The sequence below is a fragment of the Pseudomonas sp. FA117 genome, from assembly GCF_057370475.1.
Window position 1 is genome coordinate 3,162,669 of sequence record NZ_CM170675.1, and the last position, 20,880, is coordinate 3,183,548.

Annotated in this window: 15 protein-coding genes and 5 pseudogenes; 3 read left to right on the plus strand and 17 right to left on the minus strand. The window is 56.2% G+C overall.

All coding sequences use genetic code 11. From position 1 onward, the window contains the following. Positions 1-86: 86 nt before the first annotated feature. A complete protein-coding gene (locus AC1TXO_RS14560; protein ID WP_486402404.1) occupies positions 87-980 on the plus strand; it encodes a hypothetical protein in 894 nt (297 codons plus the stop codon). Positions 981-1,070: 90 nt separating this feature from the next. Here AC1TXO_RS14560 and AC1TXO_RS14565 read toward each other — a convergent pair whose 3' ends face one another. The 11 genes and pseudogenes from AC1TXO_RS14565 to AC1TXO_RS14615 form a co-directional block, all read right to left on the minus strand. Continuing rightward, the gene (locus AC1TXO_RS14565) at positions 1,071-1,172 is read right to left on the minus strand and encodes a prepilin-type N-terminal cleavage/methylation domain-containing protein (RefSeq protein ID WP_486402405.1); all 102 of its coding nucleotides are present in this window, start codon (positions 1,170-1,172) and stop codon (positions 1,071-1,073) included. Between the two features lie 366 nt (positions 1,173-1,538). Beyond that, positions 1,539-2,638: pseudogene (locus tag AC1TXO_RS14570) on the minus strand (IS5 family transposase). 47 nt (positions 2,639-2,685) lie between these two features. After that, entirely contained in the window at positions 2,686-2,814 is a 129-nt protein-coding gene (locus AC1TXO_RS14575) for a hypothetical protein (RefSeq protein ID WP_486402406.1), read from the minus strand. A gap of 273 nt (positions 2,815-3,087) precedes the next feature. Then, entirely contained in the window at positions 3,088-3,588 is a 501-nt protein-coding gene (locus AC1TXO_RS14580) for a DUF7014 domain-containing protein (RefSeq protein WP_486402407.1), read from the minus strand. A gap of 670 nt (positions 3,589-4,258) precedes the next feature. Beyond that, positions 4,259-4,462: pseudogene (locus tag AC1TXO_RS14585) on the minus strand (integrase core domain-containing protein); the annotation flags it as partial. A gap of 12 nt (positions 4,463-4,474) precedes the next feature. Continuing rightward, positions 4,475-5,533, minus strand: coding sequence for an IS110 family RNA-guided transposase (locus AC1TXO_RS14590; protein WP_486402397.1), 1,059 nt, complete (start codon positions 5,531-5,533; stop codon positions 4,475-4,477). 210 nt (positions 5,534-5,743) lie between these two features. Next, positions 5,744-6,618 (minus strand): annotated as a pseudogene (locus AC1TXO_RS14595) (IS3 family transposase); the annotation flags it as partial. A gap of 54 nt (positions 6,619-6,672) precedes the next feature. Continuing rightward, the gene (locus tag AC1TXO_RS14600; RefSeq protein WP_486402408.1) at positions 6,673-7,356 is read right to left on the minus strand and encodes an ATPase; all 684 of its coding nucleotides are present in this window, start codon (positions 7,354-7,356) and stop codon (positions 6,673-6,675) included. Positions 7,357-7,653: 297 nt separating this feature from the next. Next, positions 7,654-9,209 (minus strand): IS3 family transposase gene (locus tag AC1TXO_RS14605; protein ID WP_486402409.1). Its coding sequence is split into 2 segments (ribosomal slippage): positions 7,654-8,744 and positions 8,744-9,209, totalling 1,557 coding nucleotides; the frame shifts between segments, so codons are not numbered across the junction. Between the two features lie 366 nt (positions 9,210-9,575). Next, a pseudogene (locus tag AC1TXO_RS14610) lies at positions 9,576-10,256 on the minus strand (IS5 family transposase); the annotation flags it as partial. A 274-nt stretch (positions 10,257-10,530) separates the two neighbouring features. Next, positions 10,531-11,772 carry an OprD family porin gene (locus tag AC1TXO_RS14615; protein ID WP_486402410.1) on the minus strand — a complete coding sequence of 414 codons (1,242 nt, stop codon included), beginning with the start codon at positions 11,770-11,772 and terminating at the stop codon, positions 10,531-10,533. A 295-nt stretch (positions 11,773-12,067) separates the two neighbouring features. On the opposite strand from AC1TXO_RS14615, the gene AC1TXO_RS14620 reads away from it, so the two are divergent. Further along, the gene (locus AC1TXO_RS14620) at positions 12,068-13,009 is read left to right on the plus strand and encodes a LysR family transcriptional regulator (RefSeq protein ID WP_486402411.1); all 942 of its coding nucleotides are present in this window, start codon (positions 12,068-12,070) and stop codon (positions 13,007-13,009) included. A 157-nt stretch (positions 13,010-13,166) separates the two neighbouring features. Continuing rightward, positions 13,167-14,325 (plus strand): annotated as a pseudogene (locus AC1TXO_RS14625) (IS3 family transposase). On the opposite strand, the gene AC1TXO_RS14630 reads toward AC1TXO_RS14625, so the two are convergent. From AC1TXO_RS14630 to AC1TXO_RS14655, 6 genes are all read right to left on the minus strand, one after another. Then, positions 14,290-15,156, minus strand: a complete 867-nt coding sequence (locus AC1TXO_RS14630) for a hypothetical protein (RefSeq protein WP_486402412.1) — start codon at positions 15,154-15,156, stop codon at positions 14,290-14,292. The pseudogene AC1TXO_RS14625 and the gene AC1TXO_RS14630 sit on opposite strands and share 36 nt — an antisense overlap. An 83-nt stretch (positions 15,157-15,239) precedes the next feature. Next, positions 15,240-16,412: a YadA family autotransporter adhesin gene (locus AC1TXO_RS14635; protein ID WP_486402413.1), complete on the minus strand. Its 1,173-nt coding sequence runs from the start codon at positions 16,410-16,412 to the stop codon at positions 15,240-15,242. Then, positions 16,304-17,971, minus strand: a complete 1,668-nt coding sequence (locus AC1TXO_RS14640) for a YadA family autotransporter adhesin (protein ID WP_486402414.1) — start codon at positions 17,969-17,971, stop codon at positions 16,304-16,306. Before AC1TXO_RS14640 ends, AC1TXO_RS14635 begins: the two co-directional genes overlap by 109 nt. Continuing rightward, positions 17,971-18,948 (minus strand): hypothetical protein, encoded by a 978-nt coding sequence (locus AC1TXO_RS14645; RefSeq protein WP_486402415.1) that lies wholly within the window; start codon positions 18,946-18,948, stop codon positions 17,971-17,973. Before AC1TXO_RS14645 ends, AC1TXO_RS14640 begins: the two co-directional genes overlap by 1 nt. A gap of 565 nt (positions 18,949-19,513) precedes the next feature. Continuing rightward, complete coding sequence (locus AC1TXO_RS14650) at positions 19,514-20,422, minus strand: NAD-dependent epimerase/dehydratase family protein (protein ID WP_486402416.1); 909 nt, start codon at positions 20,420-20,422, stop codon at positions 19,514-19,516. Further along, positions 20,419-20,880, minus strand: coding sequence for a carboxymuconolactone decarboxylase family protein (locus tag AC1TXO_RS14655; protein WP_486402417.1), 462 nt, complete (start codon positions 20,878-20,880; stop codon positions 20,419-20,421). Before AC1TXO_RS14655 ends, AC1TXO_RS14650 begins: the two co-directional genes overlap by 4 nt.

The window sequence follows — 20,880 nt, forward strand, 5'->3', positions numbered from 1 at the left end:
CGGCGTTCACGAAAGCATTACTTAAACCTCAGAACCAGGCTGCGTCCAGCAGCCTGGTTATACAAATTCCACCCGAGACAAGTAACATGTCCTTACTCAATACTTCCGGCTGGATTCTGTCGTTGATCCTGCTCGCCCGCTGTGATGATGTATTCAGCCACCGGTCTGACAGTATCACCTCGCAGAGTGTGGCGGTTCCAGCACTTTCGATCATTCAGGGTGCGGTATTGGCCCTCGTGCCTATCGTGGCAGGGCAGCGAAATGACCTTATGATGCGCCAGGTCTGCGCCCTTGCTCGTGGCGAAAGCTCACAAGAACAAGTCAACCAGACACTTCTTAAAAAAGGCATCGACCTTAGCCACGTCCCACTCCAAGGCCACCAGCTGTCACTGCTGGTAAATCAGGACCTGCCTCAGAGAATAACCGCCTGTGCTGCCTACATAGCGACTTCCGCTATGACCTTGCCAAAAACTAACGAATTCATGGTCGAATCTGAAATCAAAGCGGGGGGGGCGACGAAGCCCGCAGCACTTGTTATGGACCCAAGGAAACTCAAACGCTTTCTAAGTGTGCAACTGGCCGTCGCAAAAGCTGACGCAGACTTCTTCGCGCTGATCGCTACGCGACTGGAAAAATTCCCCGGCCTGACGCTGGAGCAATACAGCCGACTTGCGCGAAGTCTGTTTTCCGCCCTTTCCCCAGCCTATCTCGATCGAGTTAAGGAGCTTTACAGCAGTCATCAGGATATAGCGTTCACTCTGCTCGAGTATTCCGACACCGATTTTAAATTTCGTAGCACTAATGGTTATCTTTTTGAATATGGCTATGATGGGCTGAACCTGAAATTCAACCGAATGCCTTGGTACGGCGAAGGTAAACTAATGGGCAGGGCGTATTTGCTCAATACAGCTTATTTTGATCCTGGGTTAATAAAAGTCGTAGAAGATGCTGAAAATAAGACAAGCTACCCGACCAAGTAGCATGAAGCATCCAGGGCTCTCTAGAAACTGTAGAGGTCAAGATGTCCAATTGGGCCTTGGCTGTGGTGATTTCAGACTTGGTGACATTGCCTAATAAGTGGGGACCCACAATACTGGCGAGTATCCGATGATGACCAGGACAACCAACAGCTCCACTAACGTAAAGCCTTGCCTTCGCGTCCTGACGGCCATCCCAGCGATTTTAAAACCATCGCCAACGCCCCCTTCCTAACTCCTTAGTTAATGCTCCGTTTTTATAAACTGGCCACTTCGAAATTATAAGCACGACTGAACGCTGTAATCGATATACCTGACCTTTTTGAAACCTACTGAACGGGAATTTTACGCCGGAGCACTTGCTGAATTTGCGAAGAACTCGATGGTTTGTATTCTTGCACACTATCTATTTCCACATAATCCAACATGGACATAACAAGGCATTTTGCGCAAAAAAACCTGATACCCGTGGACATATGATGCGTGCCAAAACCATCCAAGACTGGGGCCTGCATGGCGTCCATAGGTAACAACCTTGCCCTTAAGAGGCTGTAGACAAAATCAAGTAGTAAGTCTACGAGCAAGCATCCGAGCCTCGACCAGCCACACCCATGCCGCACTCACATCCATCAACCGATCGTGGTGCATGATCAACCGCACGCTCATTCCAGGCGTGAGTCCGCTCCACTACTCAGCGTTTGGACATCACCACAAAGCCACTCGGTGCTGGCGCTGCCGTGAACAGGTCGCCTTGCCCTGAATGCCATTTCCCGGTGCGACGATTGTTCGGTCCTCGTATGGCCTGAACCTGGACGGTATGAATGTGCTGCATGCGCTGAGCCCACGTTCCGGCGTAAGCACTGTCGACGAACAGGGTATTCAAGGAGGGGTACTTACCCATTGAGGACGTCACCGCGTCGTCCGCTGCGTCTCGGTCCTGCACGCTGGCTGCACTGATGCTCACTGCCAAAAGCAGGCCTAAGGTATCAACGACGAGACTTCTCTTGCGCCCTTTTACCTTTTTACCTGCGTCGTAACCACTTTCACCTCCTTAGGGAGAGCTACGCGTGGACTGGGAGTCCAGAACAGCGGCTGACGGCCTTTCATCACGATCAACCCACTCTCGCCATTGAGCACGAAGCCGATCCTGCATTTGCTCGAACTTGCCTTGAGCGCTCCACCGTCGAAAGGTTTTATAGACATTGTCCCAATGCGGAAACTCGCGAGGTAGGATTCGCCACGAGCATCCCGTACGCACGACATAGCAGCAAGCCTCCAGGAGCGTGCGCCGGGAGTGACGGGGCGGCACGCCCCGACCTCCCGAGACTTCAAACAAATCAGCGACCAGTGTCCATTCAGCGTCGGTCAAGCAATTGGGGTAGCGTTGATCCGGCAACTGTCGACGGTGTGCCTCGCTGTAGCCATACGACTTACGAGGCTCAGGAGGTTGGAAGCTACCTTTGGCTCTCTCCTTTACACGAATGATCCCGGCCAGTTTCGACGCTTTTTCCGAAGGTGTCGGGATGAGCGGTGATACCTGTTTCAGAATTGAATGCTTGCGCCAATTCAGCCGGACTGGAATAGGGCTGCGCATGAGCAAGCCTGGTCAGCAGAGGGTAATGTTCTGCAGCAATTACGGGTGGGCGTCCAGTCTTAGACATGACTCAATACTGTGTAGACGAGAGGCAAGGAGTTTACTTTATTTTGTCTACACCCTCTTAAGCTTTGAAATAAATTCTGCACCTACCACCGCCTTGTAGAAAACAAGCAAGGCCCATATGCAAAGCCCGCCTAGACCTGTAGCAGCCATGATTTTTTCGAGTAAAGCTTGGTCCATGTGTTGCTCCTTAGAACGGGTTGGTTAGCGACAGGAGTCACCATCGGGGGGGAGTGGCATTATTGGTTGGGGCGAGTGCCCCGACGATGAAACGGAATGGGGCGCAAACGTAAATCACAATCTCGTCTGATTCCGCGTTTGCTCTCATGAACTGAACAGCCTGCTCGGCACCTTTGTACCAAGGGTCATCCTGGTCTTCTGGAGCTGTCGACGCGATTAAAGGTTTGGTATCGAAACGACACATTTTCACCCCTGCAAGCCTAATTGAAGATTTCAGGGGGCGGCCCGGTAAGCATGGTCGTGTAAAAAGATGATCGCAGAGGCCGTCATATTTAGGGTGTACTTTGCCACATGCTCTGGTACTACCTTCTGCACCTCACCGGCATCATGCGAGGTGCTCAGTTTGTTGCGAAGCGTGCCGACAGTCATCAGTGGCTGCTCCCAGAAAGTATCCATCTCAGTTTTTTGCATGATGGTCCGAATGAGTTTGGAGGTTGTGTCTCCCTGGGAGTACCTGAAGCCTTTCTGTCCGCAGGCCACCTTCATGACGCTTTCGTAGCTACTGTTGCACTTGGTGACGCAGTCGCCGAATTTTCCATGCCGAAAGTCTTCCAGAGCAGCCATGAACTCGGAGTTCGCATTGAGGAATGCAGGCTGAGGCAATAGCTTCAGAGCGGGCTCGATAGCCGTCTCGTGGACAGCTTGGCTTTCCTTTGGAATGACCTTCGCATGCTCACGAATTCCGGTGAATTGAGTGAGGGAGCCTCGGTACATTTCTTCCGTGGTTTCCCATACTGGTTTGGTGACGAAGTAGGGAAGATTATCTACGTTTAATAATTCGTTTAAACGATCAATTACGAGCTCATGCTGGCCTCCTATGTAACGTCATCCTCCCTGATGGACCAGGTACTCAATGGCATCAAGAAAGTGGGGGGGCGCTGCAGGTATGCAAAAACTCGAAAGCGTCATCAGCGTAGGCAAGATTTTTCTTTCCTGAGAGATTTTGGCGCCCTAGGAGGTAGGAAAGCCGATCGTGAAGAAACTCTAGGGATTCGACCATGCCCGGGCCAACGTCCCGATTGAGCATGAACGTCCTTTGACGGAACTGCTGAGTGAGCAGTTTTTTTGGCGTTATCTGGTTTCCCCTGCGTCGTGAGAAAACGTTGAAGATATTCCCTATCACTAGTACACCTTAACGCCGTTCAAAGATTGGCATCATAGTCATGAGGATTTCCTATAGCCATCTCCCGGTCATCGCCGATGGCCGATAAACGCAGTTCGACGCCCAGCAGGCACTGAGCCAAGCGAGTCTGCGAGCACAGGGCCAGGGCACCAAAGCGGATGCTCACCTGTGAACGCGGCGACTATTGGATGCGAAGTCTCAACATATTCGTTATTTTCTCACTAATTTCGTTTTGTCCCACTTCGTATCAGAATGTAGTGGTCAACTCATCCCGGACACGGTTTTGAGTTTTTCTTCAGCTTTTGCCGGAGCCAGTCCATTGTTGAACTGATGAGGTCGAATCCAGTTGTAGTGGCTCATCAGGTATTGGCCAATGTCTCGTTGAGCTTGCTGCCCGGTCGGGTAACCCGTGGTCGGTATCCACTCTGATTTCAAGCTGCGAAATACTCGCTCCATCGGTGCATTGACGCTCCTATGTCAACCAGCGCTCCTCGACTCGCTCAAGTCGGCCAAAATCAGTGGATATAGGCCTCGGATGATGTAGCGCTTCAGACATCTTTGTATTTCCTTGCACGACATCCCTTCGGCCGTTCTGCGCGCCACATACGCCTTGGTTCTCGGGTCACTGCGCATTCTTACCATCGCGATAGTCCATAGCGCATTGTTGGCGGATCGATCCCCCCCACGATTCAAGCGATGACGCACCGTTTTACCAGATGATGCGGGGAGCGGGTTAACACCACAGAGCGCAGCAAGAGCGGACTCACTTTTCAGTCGCTCAGGGTTATCCCCTGCAACGGAGATTAAAGTGGCCGCTGTCTGAGGGCCAACACCGAATTGACTACGAAGGCGATGTGCATACTGCTGCGTTAGCGAGTCCAGCGTGTCATCTAGCTCCTGCAACTCTGCCGCAAGGGCCTGCCAGCGTTTAGCCAGAAGTCTAAGCGATGTAGTCAGGGCGCTCAGGAATGGGGCGTGCCCCAGTGAGCCAATGTGTGCACAGTTGTCGACGCAAATCGCAGGTTTGACGTCCCAGAGCCGCTCTCTGATTTCTTGAGGAGCACTGACCAGCAGTGATCTGATCTGGTTGATAGCTTGTGTTTTAGCTTTCACCGCACTTCGGCGGACGACAGAAATCTCCCTCATTGCCTCGGCAGCGCCTGAATGGGTTTTAGCGATGGCAGTGGCGCTCCCCGCCAGCACCGAACGAGCTGCGCTTTCCGCATCGGTAGGGTCTGACTTTCCCTCCAATCTGCGCTTGCATCGATCAGGGCGGTTCACTTCAAAAACAGCAATGCCGTGTTCGCGAAGTACAAGTGCAAGCCCAGCGCCGTACGTACCAGTGCCTTCGACGCCAGCCCGCTGGAGCCACCCGAATGACCTTGCCCAAGTCAGCAACTTAAGGTAGCCGCGAGTCTGTGTATCTACAGCAAGAGTACCTAACAGCTGCCCATTCACGTTGATCAGGGCGCCAACATGGACATCCAGATGCGTATCCACACCTAGGATGACCTCAGTGAGTTTTGCAGTGTTCATGCGTAATACCTCTGAGTTTACGCACTACCGACCTTGGACGCAGGACAGGACTCTCGCGGTGCAGCACAAAGCTCCTATTAAGTCACAGACGCCAAGCCTGGCAGTGCCAGGGAACGTCAGCGATCAATCGACAGGTCAACACCAAGGCATCTAGCTAGCCAATCCCAGCACGAGTCAGATTGAGCTGACGCTCTTGAGCATAGTGAACTGAGAATCCCAGCAGTTGCCTCGGCGACTCATGCTCTGGCGCATGCGATAACGCCACAGTCTCTGGCAAAACAGACGGCTGCCATATTGCGAACCCTGGTCGGAGTGGAACAATAGTCCTTGAGGCTTTCCGCGCTGTTCGTAAGCCACCTCCAGCGCTTTGACTACAAGTTCTGCATCCGGCTTTTCTGATAAGGCCCAACCCACCACTCTGCGTGCATAAAGATCCAGGACAACTGCCAGATAGTGCCATTTACCCTGTGCCCAGACGTAAGTGATGTCTCCACACCAGACCTGATTTGGCGCGTCGACATCAAACGCTCGGTTCAAGGTGTTCGGAATATCTGGCCGCTCCACTGTGGCCTTTTTGTACGCATGTGATCCTGGCTGCATGCCGATCAACGCCAGCTCACGCATCAGGCGGCGTACCTTGAACCGCCCGATTTGCTCACCCTCTTCTTGCATCATTGCCATGATGGTACGGCTGCCGGGCGCACTTCGATATCGCGTGAACAACTCACTCACTCGACTGCGCAACCGCAGTCGTTCAACGTCCGGAGTTCGCCTTCTGTGACAATGTGCGTAGTAACTTGAGCGAGTGACTTCGAACACTTCGCACAAGCAATCAACGGGCTCATGGTCGCTGAGCTGGCGAATCAGCGGGTACGCTCGAGATCTTCCGACATCAAGAGCGCGGTAGCCTTTTTTAGTATCGATTTCTCGCGTTCAAGTCGCGTGATCCGGGCTTCCAACTCTTGGATTTTTTGCTGCTCTGGCGTCAGCGCTTTGCTGGCCGGCGTAACGCCGCTGCGCTCCTGCCGAAGCTGATTAACTCATCGGCGCAGTGCTGATTCGACCAAGCCAAACTGCCGTGCCGCGGGCGAAAAATATAATTGACAAAACTCAGCGCATCCTTGAACAGTATGTGCAACTCAGAAACTTGAAACCGCATCAGATTGTCGAGCCAAAAAACCATTAAGAGACTGGTCAAATTTCTGTAATGCTTTGATCTGCACGTCCTGCTGCTCGACAATATCGGCAACAATTTCGTCGCTGCGCTTATTCCCGAACCATAGAGGGGTTAATTCATTCGACTCATGCCCTTCTACAATTCCAAGACAGTTGAAGCTCTTATCATAAAAGTATGCCGCAACGGTCGATTCGACATTAGAGCTGCGAGGCGTGATAAGTTGGCTGCGGGCGTCAATTATTACTATCATATCGGGATCCGCCGCCACTAGGGCTTCTTTATTTGGATACAAGGTGACAGATCCGAATTTTCTTTGCAAGGAGGCACTCACCCAATCAACCATCAAATCAGGGTTTGACGAGGCGATGTATGCGTCTCGAATCGCGTGCACTAATAGACCATAACCGAAACCAGTGCCTGCACTGGCTTGATACTGCCGCAGATACGCTCGATTGACTCGGGTATTTTCGCTGTACATCACACCCAAAGAAACCTGATTGCCAACTGGAACAGTGCGCCCGCCCCAGCAAGCATTAGGCTTATTCAAAAGATCATCTTGCGATGGTACCGCTGGGGGCGCCGGAGGCATCGAACAACCAGATACAAGAAATGCTAAAATTAGTGCAGCGCTAAAACCCCGCCCCATAAAAAATCCTCAGCCAAACACTAGCTCACAACCTCTTCAACCGGCAACAGCAAACTGAGACTTCAAGCAAAGCCACAGTAAGCATACGCCAGCCAAATTGCTACAAGAGCTGAGGCTTTCATTACACACGCATACTAACACAAGGTAAAACCCCGTTAAAGTCTCGATCATAAAACTTAACATATAACATATCCAACCAAACCTTGGCCTACAGCTTTCGGTCTAAATCAGCGCGCCATTTCATCTTATTTGTTTGCCGCGGCGTTTTTCAAGGTAGTTGTCGCGTCAACCATCCAACTATGCGGCTTGCTTCACGTGCTGTTGTTCCCGATCAGGGTTCAGAAGCACGGTACCAATTGGCTCCCAGTTGCGAGTGCGTCCTGACCATCGCTCCGGATTCCTATTTCGAGCGCGCTCATAGAGTTCGTGGCGCAGGGCAAGGATTTGCCTGTCCTGGCCTCGATGACGCTCTGCTGGCGTGACGAAGCGGATTCGGCTGTGTCGGTGTTCGTGGTTGTACCAACGGATAAAATCACGCACCCAGCATCGTGCAGCATCCAAGGTCTCGAAGCCCTTGGTCGGCCATTGCGGGCAGTACTTCAGTGTTCTGAAAAGTGCCTCCGAGTATGGATTGTCATTACTGACACGCGGCCTGCCGCGGGACGGTGTTATGCCCAGCTCGTACATCTTGCTCAGCAAAGTGGCCGATTTCATCGGCGTGCCGTTGTCCGAGTGCAACACCAACGGCTCTCTCAAGCACTGTTCGCTGATTACACTTCTCTGCAGCAACACTGCAGCTTTGGCGCCGTCTTCGTTCTCGTGTACCTCCCAGCCCACAGTCTTGCGGCTGTAGATGTCTTCGATCAGGTACAGGTAGTAATACTTTCCACGCACCGAAGATGGCAAGTATGTGATGTCCCACGACCACACCCGGTTAGGTGCGCGGGCAGCATGCGTTGTCGGCTCGGCATGACGCCCAGGGCGCTGAGCGCGCCCTCGGCGTTCTCGCTGTCCAGCAGCCCGAAGCACCCGGTAGAAGGTCGACTCCGAGCCTATGTAGAGCTGCTTGTCGGCCAGCCTCGGCACGATCTGGCTAGGTGGCAAGTGAGCATACTCAGCGCTGTTGCACAGGTTGAGAATCGCTTGTCGCTCGTGCTCGCTCAGCGCGTTTGGTGGGGTTGCGCGAACTGTAGTTGTGCGTGCATCAGCCGCCACTTCTTCCGTTTGAGTCCAGCGCTGCAACGTTCGGAGCGTCAAGCCAACTTCCTGACATGCCGTCAATTTCCGAGCTCCGGAATTAATCGCCTCAGTCAACCAAGTCACCAGCAGTTGCCGTTCCGGCAAAGCAGTCAATTGTCCTCGTCGTCTACTCCCCAGTAGTCGTTGAGCTTTTTTCGCAGCACCAGTAACGCGGCTGTTTCAGCCAGCGCCTTATCCTTGCGGCGCAGCTCGCGCTCGAGCTGTTTAATACGTTTCTGATCCTGACGGGCCTGCTCCCGATCAACCTTGGGCTGCGCTTTTGGAGGGGCCATCCCACTCAGGAACGCTTGCCGCCAGGCAGCAATCTGCTCCGGATACAAGCCTTTGCGACGGCAGTATTCACCCACCTCGATCTCGGACAAGCTGGCACATTCAGCCACAGCTGCGAATCTCATTTCTGCCGACCAGCTCTCGGTCGGGTGTTTGGGATCGGTCACCACCACACATCCTTCGGCACTGGCTCGTTTGCGCCAGGTATACAGCGACATTTCAGTAACGCCCTCACGCCTAGCGACTTCGGCCATCGTCAGGTTGAGTGGAGGACCCAGCATCTTGAGCAGTTCGGCTTTGCGCTCAGAGGAATAGTACGGCATAACGGCTCTCTTTCAGCCCCCGGGGTCTGGTTTCAGGTAAATCTGGCGAGGCGACAACTATCCTGACACCGGGGGGCCGCTTTATCTTCTGCCGCAGCCTTTCACTGACGGGCTTTACCTATCGAACGCTACATTGACTAACCCATAAAATCTTCCGAATGCTTTCACGCCGTCGGAAGCACAAAAAATAACATAACATAAAAACACATGCATCTCCAACATATAACCATGAGGAGATAACAACATTTCTCTCTAACCCCGACCAAGTTACTCATCAGGAGGAAATGGGCGGCTTGGGGATGCCGAAAGCCCGATTTTCAGCCGCTGATTATAGAATACCCAAGGCAACGCCTTGGTTATCTGCCCTCACGGACGCAGCTCTCCCGCACCAGGCAATAATTGCCGGCGCACCATCCACAGATTCGACAGGGTAAACAGCGTAGCCAATTGCGCCGCGTTCTTGGCCAAGCCTCGGAAGCGGGTCTGTACATAACCGAACTGGCGCTTGATAATCCGAAACGGATGTTCGACCTTCGCTCACACCTGCACTTTGACCTTCTCGATCGTGCGTCTGGCTTTGTAGGGCACGCTGCGCTTGCTCAAGTGCTTGTAGGTGCTACGACAAACCGCAATCTGCCAGATCACCGGCCGCCCCGCATGCTCCGGCCGTTTCTCCACGCCGGTATAACCCGCATCGGCTTTCATCGGCACGCACCAGGTGACAGACCTCTGTTACATCAGCCACATTCGCCGCTGTGCCGTGAACGCGGTGCAGCAGGCCGACTCTGCATCGGCACCGATATGCGCCTTCATGCCGAAAAAATACTGATTACCCTTTTTCGTCTGGCGCATTTCAGGATCGGGTTTGCCTTCCTTGTTCTTGACTGAGCTGGGTGCGTGGATGATGGTGGCATCGACGATGGTGCCCTGACGCAACGACAGGCCCTTGTCTCGCAGGTAATTGTTGATGGTTTCCAGAATCACCGACGCCAGTTGGTGGTCCTCCGGCAGGTGACGGAAATTCATGATTGTCGAGTCTTCGGGGATCGGCGCGCTGGGCGTCAGCCGAGCAAACTCGCCAATGTTGTGCAGACTGTGTTCGACCTCGTAGCGGATCTCGTTGCACTGGCGGTAATCGTTGTAGCCCGCGAACACGACGAAAGCGAGGATGATCAGCGCAGAGGCAGCCAACAGGATCCTCTGGCTGAACTTCATCGATAGGGTCATAGCGTGTCGATTTCTCATGAGAACGCAGCGTGACAGGCGAGGAGAATCCCCGCCGGAAAGCCCGGGCATGTTCGTTTGCCGGGCAGAGTCCGCGCTACCAGAGGACCAGACTGTAGCTGAGGATCAGGCGGTTCTCATCCAGGTCGTTGCCGAAATTCGAACGCACCGTGGCGTTGCGCAACTTGATGCCAACGTTCCGCAACGGGCCGCTCTGGATGACGTAGCTGATATCCATGTTGCGCTCCCATTCCTTGCCCGAGTTGCTGCTACCGACCAGTACGTTGTCGCCAGAGATATAGCGGGTCATGAAGGTCAGCCCCGAAACACCGAGGGAAGCAAAATCGTAGTCGTAGCGCACCTGCCAGGAGCGCTCCTGGGTGTTGCCGAAATCATTGATCTGCACGAAGTTGACCAGGTACGGGTCGCTGTTGGCGATGTACGGGAAGGGGTCGTCGCCGTCCATGCGCTGATAGGCAGCGCCAAAGGCGTGACCAGCCACGGCGTAGGTCACCATCGCGCCCAGCGCCTTGTTGTCTAGGTCACGGAAGTTGCCATCCTTGGTGCTGCGGGCGTAGCGCAGGTCGAGCTTGAGCGAACGCTTGTCGGCCAGCGGCAGCAGGTACTGCAAACCGCCGTAGTATTGCTTGTAGATGTCTTCAAGGTTTCCGTAGTGCAGGCTGGTGGTGAGTTGCTGGGTCAGCCGGTAGTCGCCGCCGGCAAACACGAACGAATCGCTGGTACCACCGATGCGGTTGGCGGACATCTCGACGAAGTCGGATGAGCTGTTGAACTTGATCCGGTCGATCTTACCGCCCTGCAGGGTCAGGTTGTCGACATCCTGCGAGGTAGCCATTGCCCCGCGGAAGGTACCGGGCAGCAGCCGCGTATCGTTGTTCGACACCACTGGGCTGCGGAATGCGAGCGAGCCGATACGCGCAACCGACTTGCCAACCCTGGCCTTGGCAGTCAGGCCGAGTTTGGAGTACTCATCCTGCGAACCACGCCCATGGGCCGAACCGAGATCAGCCGGGAGCAGCCCCGTACCGCCGGTACCATCGCCCCCGTCAAGCTTCATTCCGAGCATGCCCAGCCCATCGAGACCGACACCGATGGTGCCCGGGGTGAAACCCGACTCGAAGCGGAACATGAACCCTTGCGCCCACTCCTCAGCCTTGTCGCGCTGGCTGGTTGGCGGCCCATTACGGAAGTCACGGTTGAAGTAGAAATTGCGCAAATCCAGGCTGGCCTTGCTGTCGGCGAAGAAGTCAGCGTGGGCGAGGTCCGGCAAGGCGCTGCTGGTGATCAATATGCCGGCGAGGCGCTTCAAGGGAGTCATGCGATGTGGTCTCCTGGCTCCAGGACGCGCGGCAAGGAACGTTTTCCTGCCTGGCTGGGCGCATTCCGGATACTGTTCTTGTGATTGTTTTTCGCTTGCTGGTTTCCCGGCCGCAGGCGATTATTTGGAGGTAGCCTTTTGCCGTCCAATGAGAAAATCCAGCCGCATGCCATAAAAATTTTCCGTTGCCCCCACACTCGCCTTATGCGTGAGTCTGGCGCACCACTTGATTCCCACGCCAAAACGTTTTTCTTTGGATGCGACACAGCGGCCAGGCGCCGGAGGGCTTTTTCCCGTGAACATGCGTTTTCTAGAAACCTTCGTCTGGGTTGCCCGACTGAAGAGTTTCCGTCTCACCGCCGAGAAACTGTTCAGCACCCAGGCCTCGATCTCCAGCCGTATCGCAGCGTTGGAAGACGAGTTGGGCGCACGCCTGTTCCTGAGGGATTCCAAAGGCGTCACCCTGACGCCCGAAGGGCAGCGGGTACTCGAATACGCCGAGCACATGATAGATACGCTGCAGGCATTGAAGCGGTCGATCAGCAGTGTCGGCAACGTGAAGGGCTTGGTACGGCTGGGCGCGATGGACTCGGTGATCCACACCTGGCTGAGTCTGCTCGTGACGCAGTTGATGGAGCGCTATCCAGGCGTGGAGATTGAGCTGACCGCTGACACCGCGCGCAATCTCAATGAACAACTGCACAAGGGTTATCTAGACCTCGTATTCCAGACGGACGTAGTACGCGGCGATACCCTGCGCAACCAGGCGCTGGCCCATTATCCGGTGGAGTGGATAGTCTCCACCAACTCGCTCTACCACCGTACCTACCACTCACTGGAGGATCTCACTCGAGAGCGTGTGGTGACCTTCTCGAAGAATTCGCGGCCGCATCAGGACATCCTCAACCTGCTGCACACCAGCAACATCGCCAATCCACGCATCAACTGCGTGAACTCGGTAGCGGCCATGACACGGCTGATTCGAGACGGCTTCGGCATTGGCGCCCTACCCGCTTCGCTAGTCCCCGAGGAGCTGGAGCAGGGTAGGATGACGTTGCTGGAGAATGTACCCAAGCCAGCGGCGATGGATATCATCGCCACCTGGCGCAGCGGGGTCGAGCTTGGGCTGGTGGAGCAGGTCGTGCGCCTGGCCCAGGAAGTCGTCCAGCAGTATGCCGAGCAAATGGGCCCGCATCGCGTGACACTCGCCCACACGGGCGAGGTAGCGAATCTGTAGTATGCCACTTTGCCACAACGAGCAAGTCTTGCTGGTGCAGGGCTTGCTGGTTTTCATACCTGAAGCAATGCTCTACATAAGCACATACAGCAGCACGGGTTCACCTCGTTAACACGGACACTTTCGAGTAAGCTCACATCGTGCCGAAGGAGTGTTCATGTCCAACCGTAAAAAACACAGTCCCGAGTTCAAGCAGGAGGCTGTCACGTTGGCACGTCGCTCAGAGGCCAGTTGCCGCCAAATCGCTCAAGAAATCGGAGTAGCTCCGAGCCTATTGAATCGTTGAGTTCGCGAGGCACAGCCAGGTACAGAAAAAACCTTTCCCGGGACGGGTAGCCCACGAGATGAGGAACTGGCCCGCCTCAATCGTGAGCTAGCCCGCGTGACCAAGGAACGAAATCTTTTAAGAGACGCGGCAGCGTACTTTGCCAGGGAGTCGTCGAGCGGTACACGGTGATCCAGCGCTGCGGCAACGAGTACCCAATACGGCTGATGTGTCGTGGCTTGAACGTATCCACCAGCGACTATTACGACTGGCAGGATCGCGAACCAAGCCCACGTGTTCAAGAGAATGCGCGCCTGGTAAGGCGCATTCGTGAGATTCATGAGGACAGCCGTGGCGTAATCGGTGCACCGCGTATGCGCGAGGATCTGCTCGATGAGGGCGAGACCGTCAGTCTGAACCGCGTTGCTCGCCTGATGACAGCGCAGCGAATTCAAGGCTGGCCACGTCGCAAGAAGCTCGGTCTTGGTCGAACAACCACTGGCCGCCCAGGAGGGGTGAAAAAATTTGCTGGAGCGCAACTTCTGCGCCCTGAAGCCAGAACGCAAATGGGTTACGGATATCACGGAAATCGCCACCTTGGAGGGCAAGTTGTTCCTGTGCGTGGTACTCGATCTGTACAGCAAACTGGTGATTGGCTGGTCGATGCTGCATCGCCAGGATCGGCAGATGGTGATCCGGGCGGTGGAAATGGCAACCTGGCAGCGTCAGGGAGATTGGTCAGTGATTCTGCATTCCGATCGCGGCAGTCAATTCACCAGTGCGGACTATCAGCGTTTTTTTAACCCGCAACACGCTGATCCGCAGTATGAGTGCCGTCGGGTACTGTGGCGATAACGCAGCCTGTGAAGGTTTCTTCGGCCAGCTCAGGCGCGAGCGTGTTGCCCAGCAATCGTATAGAATTCGTGATGAAGCGCGGGTGGATCTATTCGACTACATCGAGCGGTTCCATAATCCAAGAATGCGTTGTAGAGTCGCCCGGCAAGAATTGAAGTTTTCAGCCCTTTTCAAAACGTCCGTGGAAATGGGGTAGAACCCAAATTAGTAAAGTAATCAACATCGAGCAGATAACGTTTACCCAGCAAATGACCTGCGCCGTACCAAGGTGTCCCAAGCTCAGGTTCAGCCCATCGTATCCGAATTCAAAAAGATAGCCGTTATTGCTGGTGAACTTGAAGTCGCTATCGGAATACTCAACCAGCGTGTACTGGACATTCCGCCCTTGTGCATAGAGGTCCTTGACCCGTTGTAGATACAGGGGGGCGATTTCGGCGAACTGTGTTTTGGCCTGCTGAGTGTATTGCTCCAACGTCAGGCCGGGAGTCTTCTCCAATCGGTTGGCCATCAGCGCGAAGACATCAGCATCCGCCTTGGCGACCGCCAATTGTACGCCGAGAAAATAGTTAAGTTTTTGCGGGTCGACGTTCAGCTTTTTCTTGCCCGAAGCGGGTGCGGTTGTTGCCTCCACCATGAACTCGGCGGTTTTTGGCAGCATCATCACTGAGGTCGCGAGGTAGGCCGCACACGCGGTGGCGCGTCGTGACATATCCGGATCAACCAGTAATGACAGCGGGTGGCCTTGTTGAGGCACCCGGCTCAGGTCAATGCCTTGCTGCAAAAGGTTTTGAACGACCTGCTGCTGAGTGCTTTCGCCCCGTGCCAATGCACAGACCTGGCTCATCATCAATTCATTGCGCTGACCATCCGGCATGGGCACCAGCGCCATGACGGCACCCTGAATAATCGGGAGAGCCGGCAGCGCGACACCTTGGGAGGTTTTTGCAGCGACGGTGTGAATGCTGTTATCGCAGCTGGCCAGCAACACCAGGAGGAGGATCCATCCAGACATTTTGAACAACGACATAGGACATTAGCCTTGCGCTGATGTGGGTAAAGACAGGCTGCACGGGTGCAGCCTGTTCGTCAGGTACTAAATAACGCGCTCAATTACCACTGGTAGCCGACGCCAACGCCGATGCCCGCATCGCCCTGGGTGTTGGTGGTGGCCTGAAGTTTACTGACCCAGCGACCGTTATCGGAGATTCTCGACACGCCAAACGACAGCGCTGATTGTCCGCGATAGTTGGCTGCTGCGATGGACGTCATGCTCGCTCCTGGTGAGTAGGGTTGTGGCAGGCTCGCCATGGCCATGGCGCCGGCGATGCCCGCGCTCAAGGTGTCGTCCTGTTTCTTCAGGTCGAGCTTGAGTTCGGAGTAACGCTGGTCAGTGTAGGCGTTAACGTTGTTGGTGACATTCGACACGCTTTTATTGAGCTGATCGAAGTTCACCGCGTCAGTGCCCTGGGTGGCTGCGGCCACATTGGTGATCTGCCGTTCACTGCCCTTGGCACCGACCGAGACACTGTTATCACGATCCGCCACCGAGTTTGCACCCAGGGCCGTGCTGTTACTCCCCGTGGCGCTGGCGCCGTTACCCATGGCCACCGAATTGGCTCCGGAGGCCTTGGCATTGGTGCCGACCGCTGCGCTGTTGTTGCCGGAAGCCACCGAGCCGACACCGCCGGCCACCGCATTGGAACCGGTAGCGGAAGGTTTGGCGCCGGCGCTGGTGTTGTTCACTTGGAACATGCCGTCGGTGCCGTTCTGTACCTTGGTGACATTGCTTTCTACCTGGGTCACACGGTTATCCACAGCAGTGATGGCGCCGGTGACGTTGCTAATGTTGTTGAAGGTTTTCAGCGAGTCGTCGGTGTACTGCTTGGACTCGGCTACCGCGCCATCGAGTTGTCGCACGTTGACCGCATCGGTGGCCTGACGGCCATCGGCAACGTTGCTGAGGGTTCGGGTCTGGCCCGTGGCGGCATTGCCCACCGTAACCGTGCCCATACTGGCGTTGCTGGCGTTGGAGTATTTACCGGTGTAGTTCTCCGCGCCGCGGCCGCCATCGCTGGAGCCTTGGCCAATGGCTACGCTGCCATCGGCGCTGGCCGTGGCGCCATTACCAACCGCCACTGCCCCGGCGCCGGATGCTTGGGCACCGTTGCCGGAAGCTACGGAGGCTGTGCCCGAAGCTTGCGCGCCGCTGCCCGAAGCCACCGCCCCTGCACCCGAAGCACTGGCGTTACCGCCGATCGCCACCGAGTCCTCGCCACTGGCCACCGAGTCAGGCTGGTCGGCGCCGAGCCGGCGGCTACGCCGGTAATCTTGCGATTACCCGACGCGGTGCCAATGCCCAATTCGCCGACCGAAGTCTGCGGCACGGTCAGGCCATAAGCGGTGTAGCCGCTCTCGGCGCCGACCGCAGTGACCGAATTGGAACCCAGCGCGATGCTGGTGGCTTGACTGGCCACCGCACCGGCACCGAGTGCCAGCGACTGTTCACCCTGGGCCTGGGCCTCGGAACCGATAGCAATGCCAGAGGCCAGCAGCACCTGAGTATCGCGACCAATCGCGATGCCGCCAGGGGCTGCCTGGCCGACGGTGGCCTGGTTACCAATACCGATACCGTTGTCACCGTTGACCACGGTGGCCGGGCCTACGGCAATCGACTCTTGCCCTACGGAAAGAGAGTCTTGCGGGTTGGTCGAGTTAGCATGAAAGTACATGGTGCCGGTGGCGCTGATCGAGCCGATTGCGCCGGTCAGTTGGCGCAATGTCACGGCATCCTGGGAGCTGGTACCGTCCGCTACGTTGGTGAGTTGACGGTACTGGCCGGTTTTACCCAGTGACACGGCACCTAATAAGGTCGCGTCGGTGGTGTCATAGCGAATGGCGCCATTGCCCACTGGAATCAAGCCGGTGGTGGGTGCGATGGCACGGTCCGAAATCGAGCCTTGACCCAGCGCCACACCGCCCGCTACTTGCACGCTACTCAAGTTACCCAAGGCCACGCCACCGGAGGTGCTTGCCACTGCACCGGCGCCGGCCGCGAAGGATTGCGCGCTACCTGCTACCGATTGCGGACCAATGGCCACGCTGTCGGTGCCCGTGGCGGTGCTGTCGGCCAAGGTCGAGTTAGCGTGGAAGTACTTGATGCCTGCGCCGTTCACGATATTGTTGACCGTCGTGCCGACGCTATTGACCGCCGTGTTGGTGGCGAACAGTTGGCTACCGTTGACGGCATCGGTGCTGGTGCCGATGACCTGACCGGCCGCCACATTGGTGATCTGGCGTTCATTGCCCGCCGATCCCAGGCTGAGGACACCAATCGGTGCGCCGCCGGCATAGGCGAAGGCAGTGCCATTGATCGTGCCGCCGGTGGTGGCGTTAGCCGCAGCGGTGATTGCGCCGCTGCCCAAGGCCACCGAGTTCGCGGTTCCTGCCGTGGCGCCGTTGCCCAGAGCCATGGCATTGGTCGCCGTAGCATTGGCGGTCGGACCGACGGCCACACTGTCGGTGCCGGTGGCGGTGCTGTCGGCAAGGGTCGAGTTAGCGTGGAAGTATTTGATGCCTGCACCGTTCACAATGTTGTTGACCGTCGTGTCGACGCTATTGACCGCCGTGTTGGTGGCGAACAGTTGGCTACCGTTGACGGCATCGGTGCTAGTGCCCGTGACCTGACCGGCCGCCACATTGGTGATCTGGCGTTCATTGCCCGCAGCGCCGACGCTGAGCACTCCGCCGGCCGCTGGAGCCGCACCTGCAAAGGTGTACGTCACGCCATTGATCGTGGCATTTGCGGTGGGCGCCGAGGCGGCTACCGTGGAGTTGTCGCCCACTACAACGTGCCATCCAGCCCTGTCGATATCGTGATGTTGTTGCCCAGTGCAAAGGCATTGTTAGACGCGATCGTGTTGTTGTTAGCCAACGAATATGAGTTAGCCCCCAACACTGTGCTTGGGTCACCAATGGCGCCGGAATTATTGCCGCTGACCGTATTGCTCAGGCCGATACTGATGCTGGCAGTCCCCGTCGCCTTGGCGCCTCGCCCGACAGCGATTGCGTTGGCGGCAGCGGTGGCATCATCCCCGGCAGCCACCCCGTAGGTTCCCGTGGCAGAGCTGCCGCGTCCAAGAGCGATGCCGGAGGTTGCTCCCGTCGCCACGGTAGACTGGCCACCGATTGCGATGGCATCGACTGCATTGGCTTGAGCCCCTCGTTGACCATTGCTGCCAATGGCAGTCGAGCCATCGCCTATAGCAATCGTAGAGTTGGCCGGTGTCAACACGGTTGTCCCATCACCACCCGCCCCACCAATCGCGACAGTGTTGATACCGCGTGCCTGAGCACCGAAGCCTAACGCTGTGCTACCGATACCCGTCGCGGTGCTGGACAACCCATACGCCGACGCCCATCGGCCAGCCAATGAGGAAAAACCAAACGCGGCGCCCCCCTGCGCGGTTGCTTGGGCAAAGGCACCGAAAACGGAAACAGACGATTGCCCATTACCACTGGCGTTACATCCCACGACATTTGAATACGTTCCGGAGCCATCCACAGGGCCCACGGTAGTCGGCCCTGTTGTGACCTGACCGACCGGGACATTCCCGCCCCCTGAAGCGCAGCTTCCAGCGGGAGGGTAGGCTGCTGCTTCAACCGTTTGAAAGCAGCCAGTCGCCAGGAAAATCAACGCTGACGTGGCGATGATGTACTCTTTTCTCAGCATTGCTTCTTTCGCTTTCTTGCCCCATTCTCCCGATCTGAGTGCGCCGGATGAATAATCAGAACTAAAAACAAAAGCATTTACTTCTTTCATTGTAATATAGCCCCTATGTCATCGCTAAAAAAACAGGCATAGCCTGCAGATTATACGCTATTGACTAATTCATTTATGGCATGCCTTCGCATCACATACTAAATCCGGGCAAGCCGCCATAGATTCTGATGCGTATTTACAGCGTGCCTTGCACTTCGAGACTAGGCATTTACAGCCGGCACGAAGATTATTTATCTGCAGTCGACATAGACCAGTGGCAGTGATTATGAAAATTTCTTGACGCTAGAAAATGCAAGCCTATCTGAAACCATAGGGTTTGTAATCAACTGCCAACCTTGGCAAGAGTCAAGCTCGTGTCTGTATCGTTTTGTCATAAGACAGTAGATTGATTTTCTACCGACCCTGGTCTTCAGAAAAAAATTTGTAAACGGAAAATCGACCAAACGATAATTCATCCGCTTATTTCTGAACTTTTAGCCGCCGCGAGCACCTCGAAACGGTTATTTCCCACATTACAGGCACATCTTTCCTGCACTGATCAGTACAGGTCATCACGACAATAAAGGTCATTGGCCTGTGGCAGGTCTGAAGGCGTTACACACGCTCATTCGAGCCAGAGCAGGCGCCGAGGCCGGAATCCCAGCAGTGCTTTGGCCCGGGCATTGGACGCCCCGCGGATCGCCGCATGATAGAACAACGCCTCCTGGCCAAAACTGGCCAACGCCTGTTCTGTCGTCATCGAACCTGGAGCCGGGGCCCCGACCCAAGTGTTGAATGCCGGCAGCCATTGGCACACTGGCAGCGGATCGTCATCCACCAGGTTATAGACGCCGCCCTCAACTTCCAGCGCAGCTACCGTGGCCGCGACAGCATCGTCCAGGTGCACAAACGACCAGACCCCATTGCCCGCACCAATGACGAGGGACTCCCCTCTCCTTGCCTGCTCAGCGATAGCCCCAGCCGGGTGATACCAGGTACCTGGGCCATAGAAGAACCCGTAGCGCAGCACGACGCCAGTCAGGTCCGTCGAGGCCAGCACCTGGTCCTCATAGTGCTGAAAGGCCTGGGCGCTCTCGCCGACAACACCCGGCGCCTTGACGTACAGCGGCGCGCCTTCATCGGCCAACTCGCCCTCGGGCGCATCCAGGTAAAAGCCGCGAGACTGAATGATGTAGCGCGAAACACCACAGGCTTGCGCAGCCGCCAGCAGATTGGCACCGCCGACCGCGTGCAGCCGGGTGTCCCTGGGCATGTACTCGATGAGCTGCGCCGGATCGGCTGGCAGCAGGGTCAGTTGGTCGATGATCACATCGGGTGCACTGTCGCGCACGGCCTCAAGCACCGCCTGCGCGTCGAACACATCAGCCACCACAGGCTTGGCACCGATGCCACGCAGCGTGTCCACACCGGTCCCGGCGCGAGTGATCCCCGTCACTTCGTGACCTGCCGTGCACAACGCCCGCACCAGCGGAACCCCCACCGCACCGGTAGCCCCGGCAATCAACACTTTCATCGCGCCAACTCCTCGACAGCCTGGGGTGTGTTGCGGAAACTGATGGCCATACGGTTGTAGGCGTTCATCAGGCTGATGGCGATCGTCAGGTCGATCAGCTCACGCTCGGCAAACACCCCGCGAGCGGCCTCATAGGCGTCATCCGGCACACCGGTCTGCGCCACTCGCGTGACCTGCTCGGCCCAGGCAAGTGCCGCCCGTTCGCGCGCATCGAACAGATCGCCCGCTTCTGCCCAGGCCTGGACCAGTGCGATCTTCTCGATCTTCTGGCCTTTCTTGATCAGGTCGCGGGTGTGCATGTCCAGGCAGTAGGCGCAGTTGTTGATCTGCGAGACGCGCAGGTAGACCAGTTCCACCAGCGTTGCATCGAGGCCGCTCTGCATGACATACGCGTAGACCCCTCCCAGGGCTTTCGCCCCACCCGGTGCCAGTTGGTTGTAATCGAGTCGGTTGGTCAT

What these genes read in the sequence shown, in the direction of transcription:
- AC1TXO_RS14560 (WP_486402404.1), top strand. Translation starts at nt 87, where the DNA reads ATGTCCTTACTCAATACTTCCGGCTGGATTCTGTCGTTGATCCTGCTC.
- AC1TXO_RS14565 (WP_486402405.1), bottom strand. Translation starts at nt 1,172, where the DNA reads ATGGCCGTCAGGACGCGAAGGCAAGGCTTTACGTTAGTGGAGCTGTTG.
- AC1TXO_RS14575 (WP_486402406.1), bottom strand. Translation starts at nt 2,814, where the DNA reads ATGGACCAAGCTTTACTCGAAAAAATCATGGCTGCTACAGGTCTAGGC.
- AC1TXO_RS14580 (WP_486402407.1), bottom strand. Translation starts at nt 3,588, where the DNA reads ATGTACCGAGGCTCCCTCACTCAATTCACCGGAATTCGTGAGCATGCG.
- AC1TXO_RS14590 (WP_486402397.1), bottom strand. Translation starts at nt 5,533, where the DNA reads ATGAACACTGCAAAACTCACTGAGGTCATCCTAGGTGTGGATACGCAT.
- AC1TXO_RS14600 (WP_486402408.1), bottom strand. Translation starts at nt 7,356, where the DNA reads ATGGGGCGGGGTTTTAGCGCTGCACTAATTTTAGCATTTCTTGTATCT.
- AC1TXO_RS14615 (WP_486402410.1), bottom strand. Translation starts at nt 11,772, where the DNA reads ATGACTCCCTTGAAGCGCCTCGCCGGCATATTGATCACCAGCAGCGCC.
- AC1TXO_RS14630 (WP_486402412.1), bottom strand. Translation starts at nt 15,156, where the DNA reads ATGTCGTTGTTCAAAATGTCTGGATGGATCCTCCTCCTGGTGTTGCTG.
- AC1TXO_RS14645 (WP_486402415.1), bottom strand. Translation starts at nt 18,948, where the DNA reads ATGAAAGAAGTAAATGCTTTTGTTTTTAGTTCTGATTATTCATCCGGC.
- AC1TXO_RS14650 (WP_486402416.1), bottom strand. Translation starts at nt 20,422, where the DNA reads ATGAAAGTGTTGATTGCCGGGGCTACCGGTGCGGTGGGGGTTCCGCTG.
- AC1TXO_RS14655 (WP_486402417.1), bottom strand. Translation starts at nt 20,880, where the DNA reads ATGACCAACCGACTCGATTACAACCAACTGGCACCGGGTGGGGCGAAA.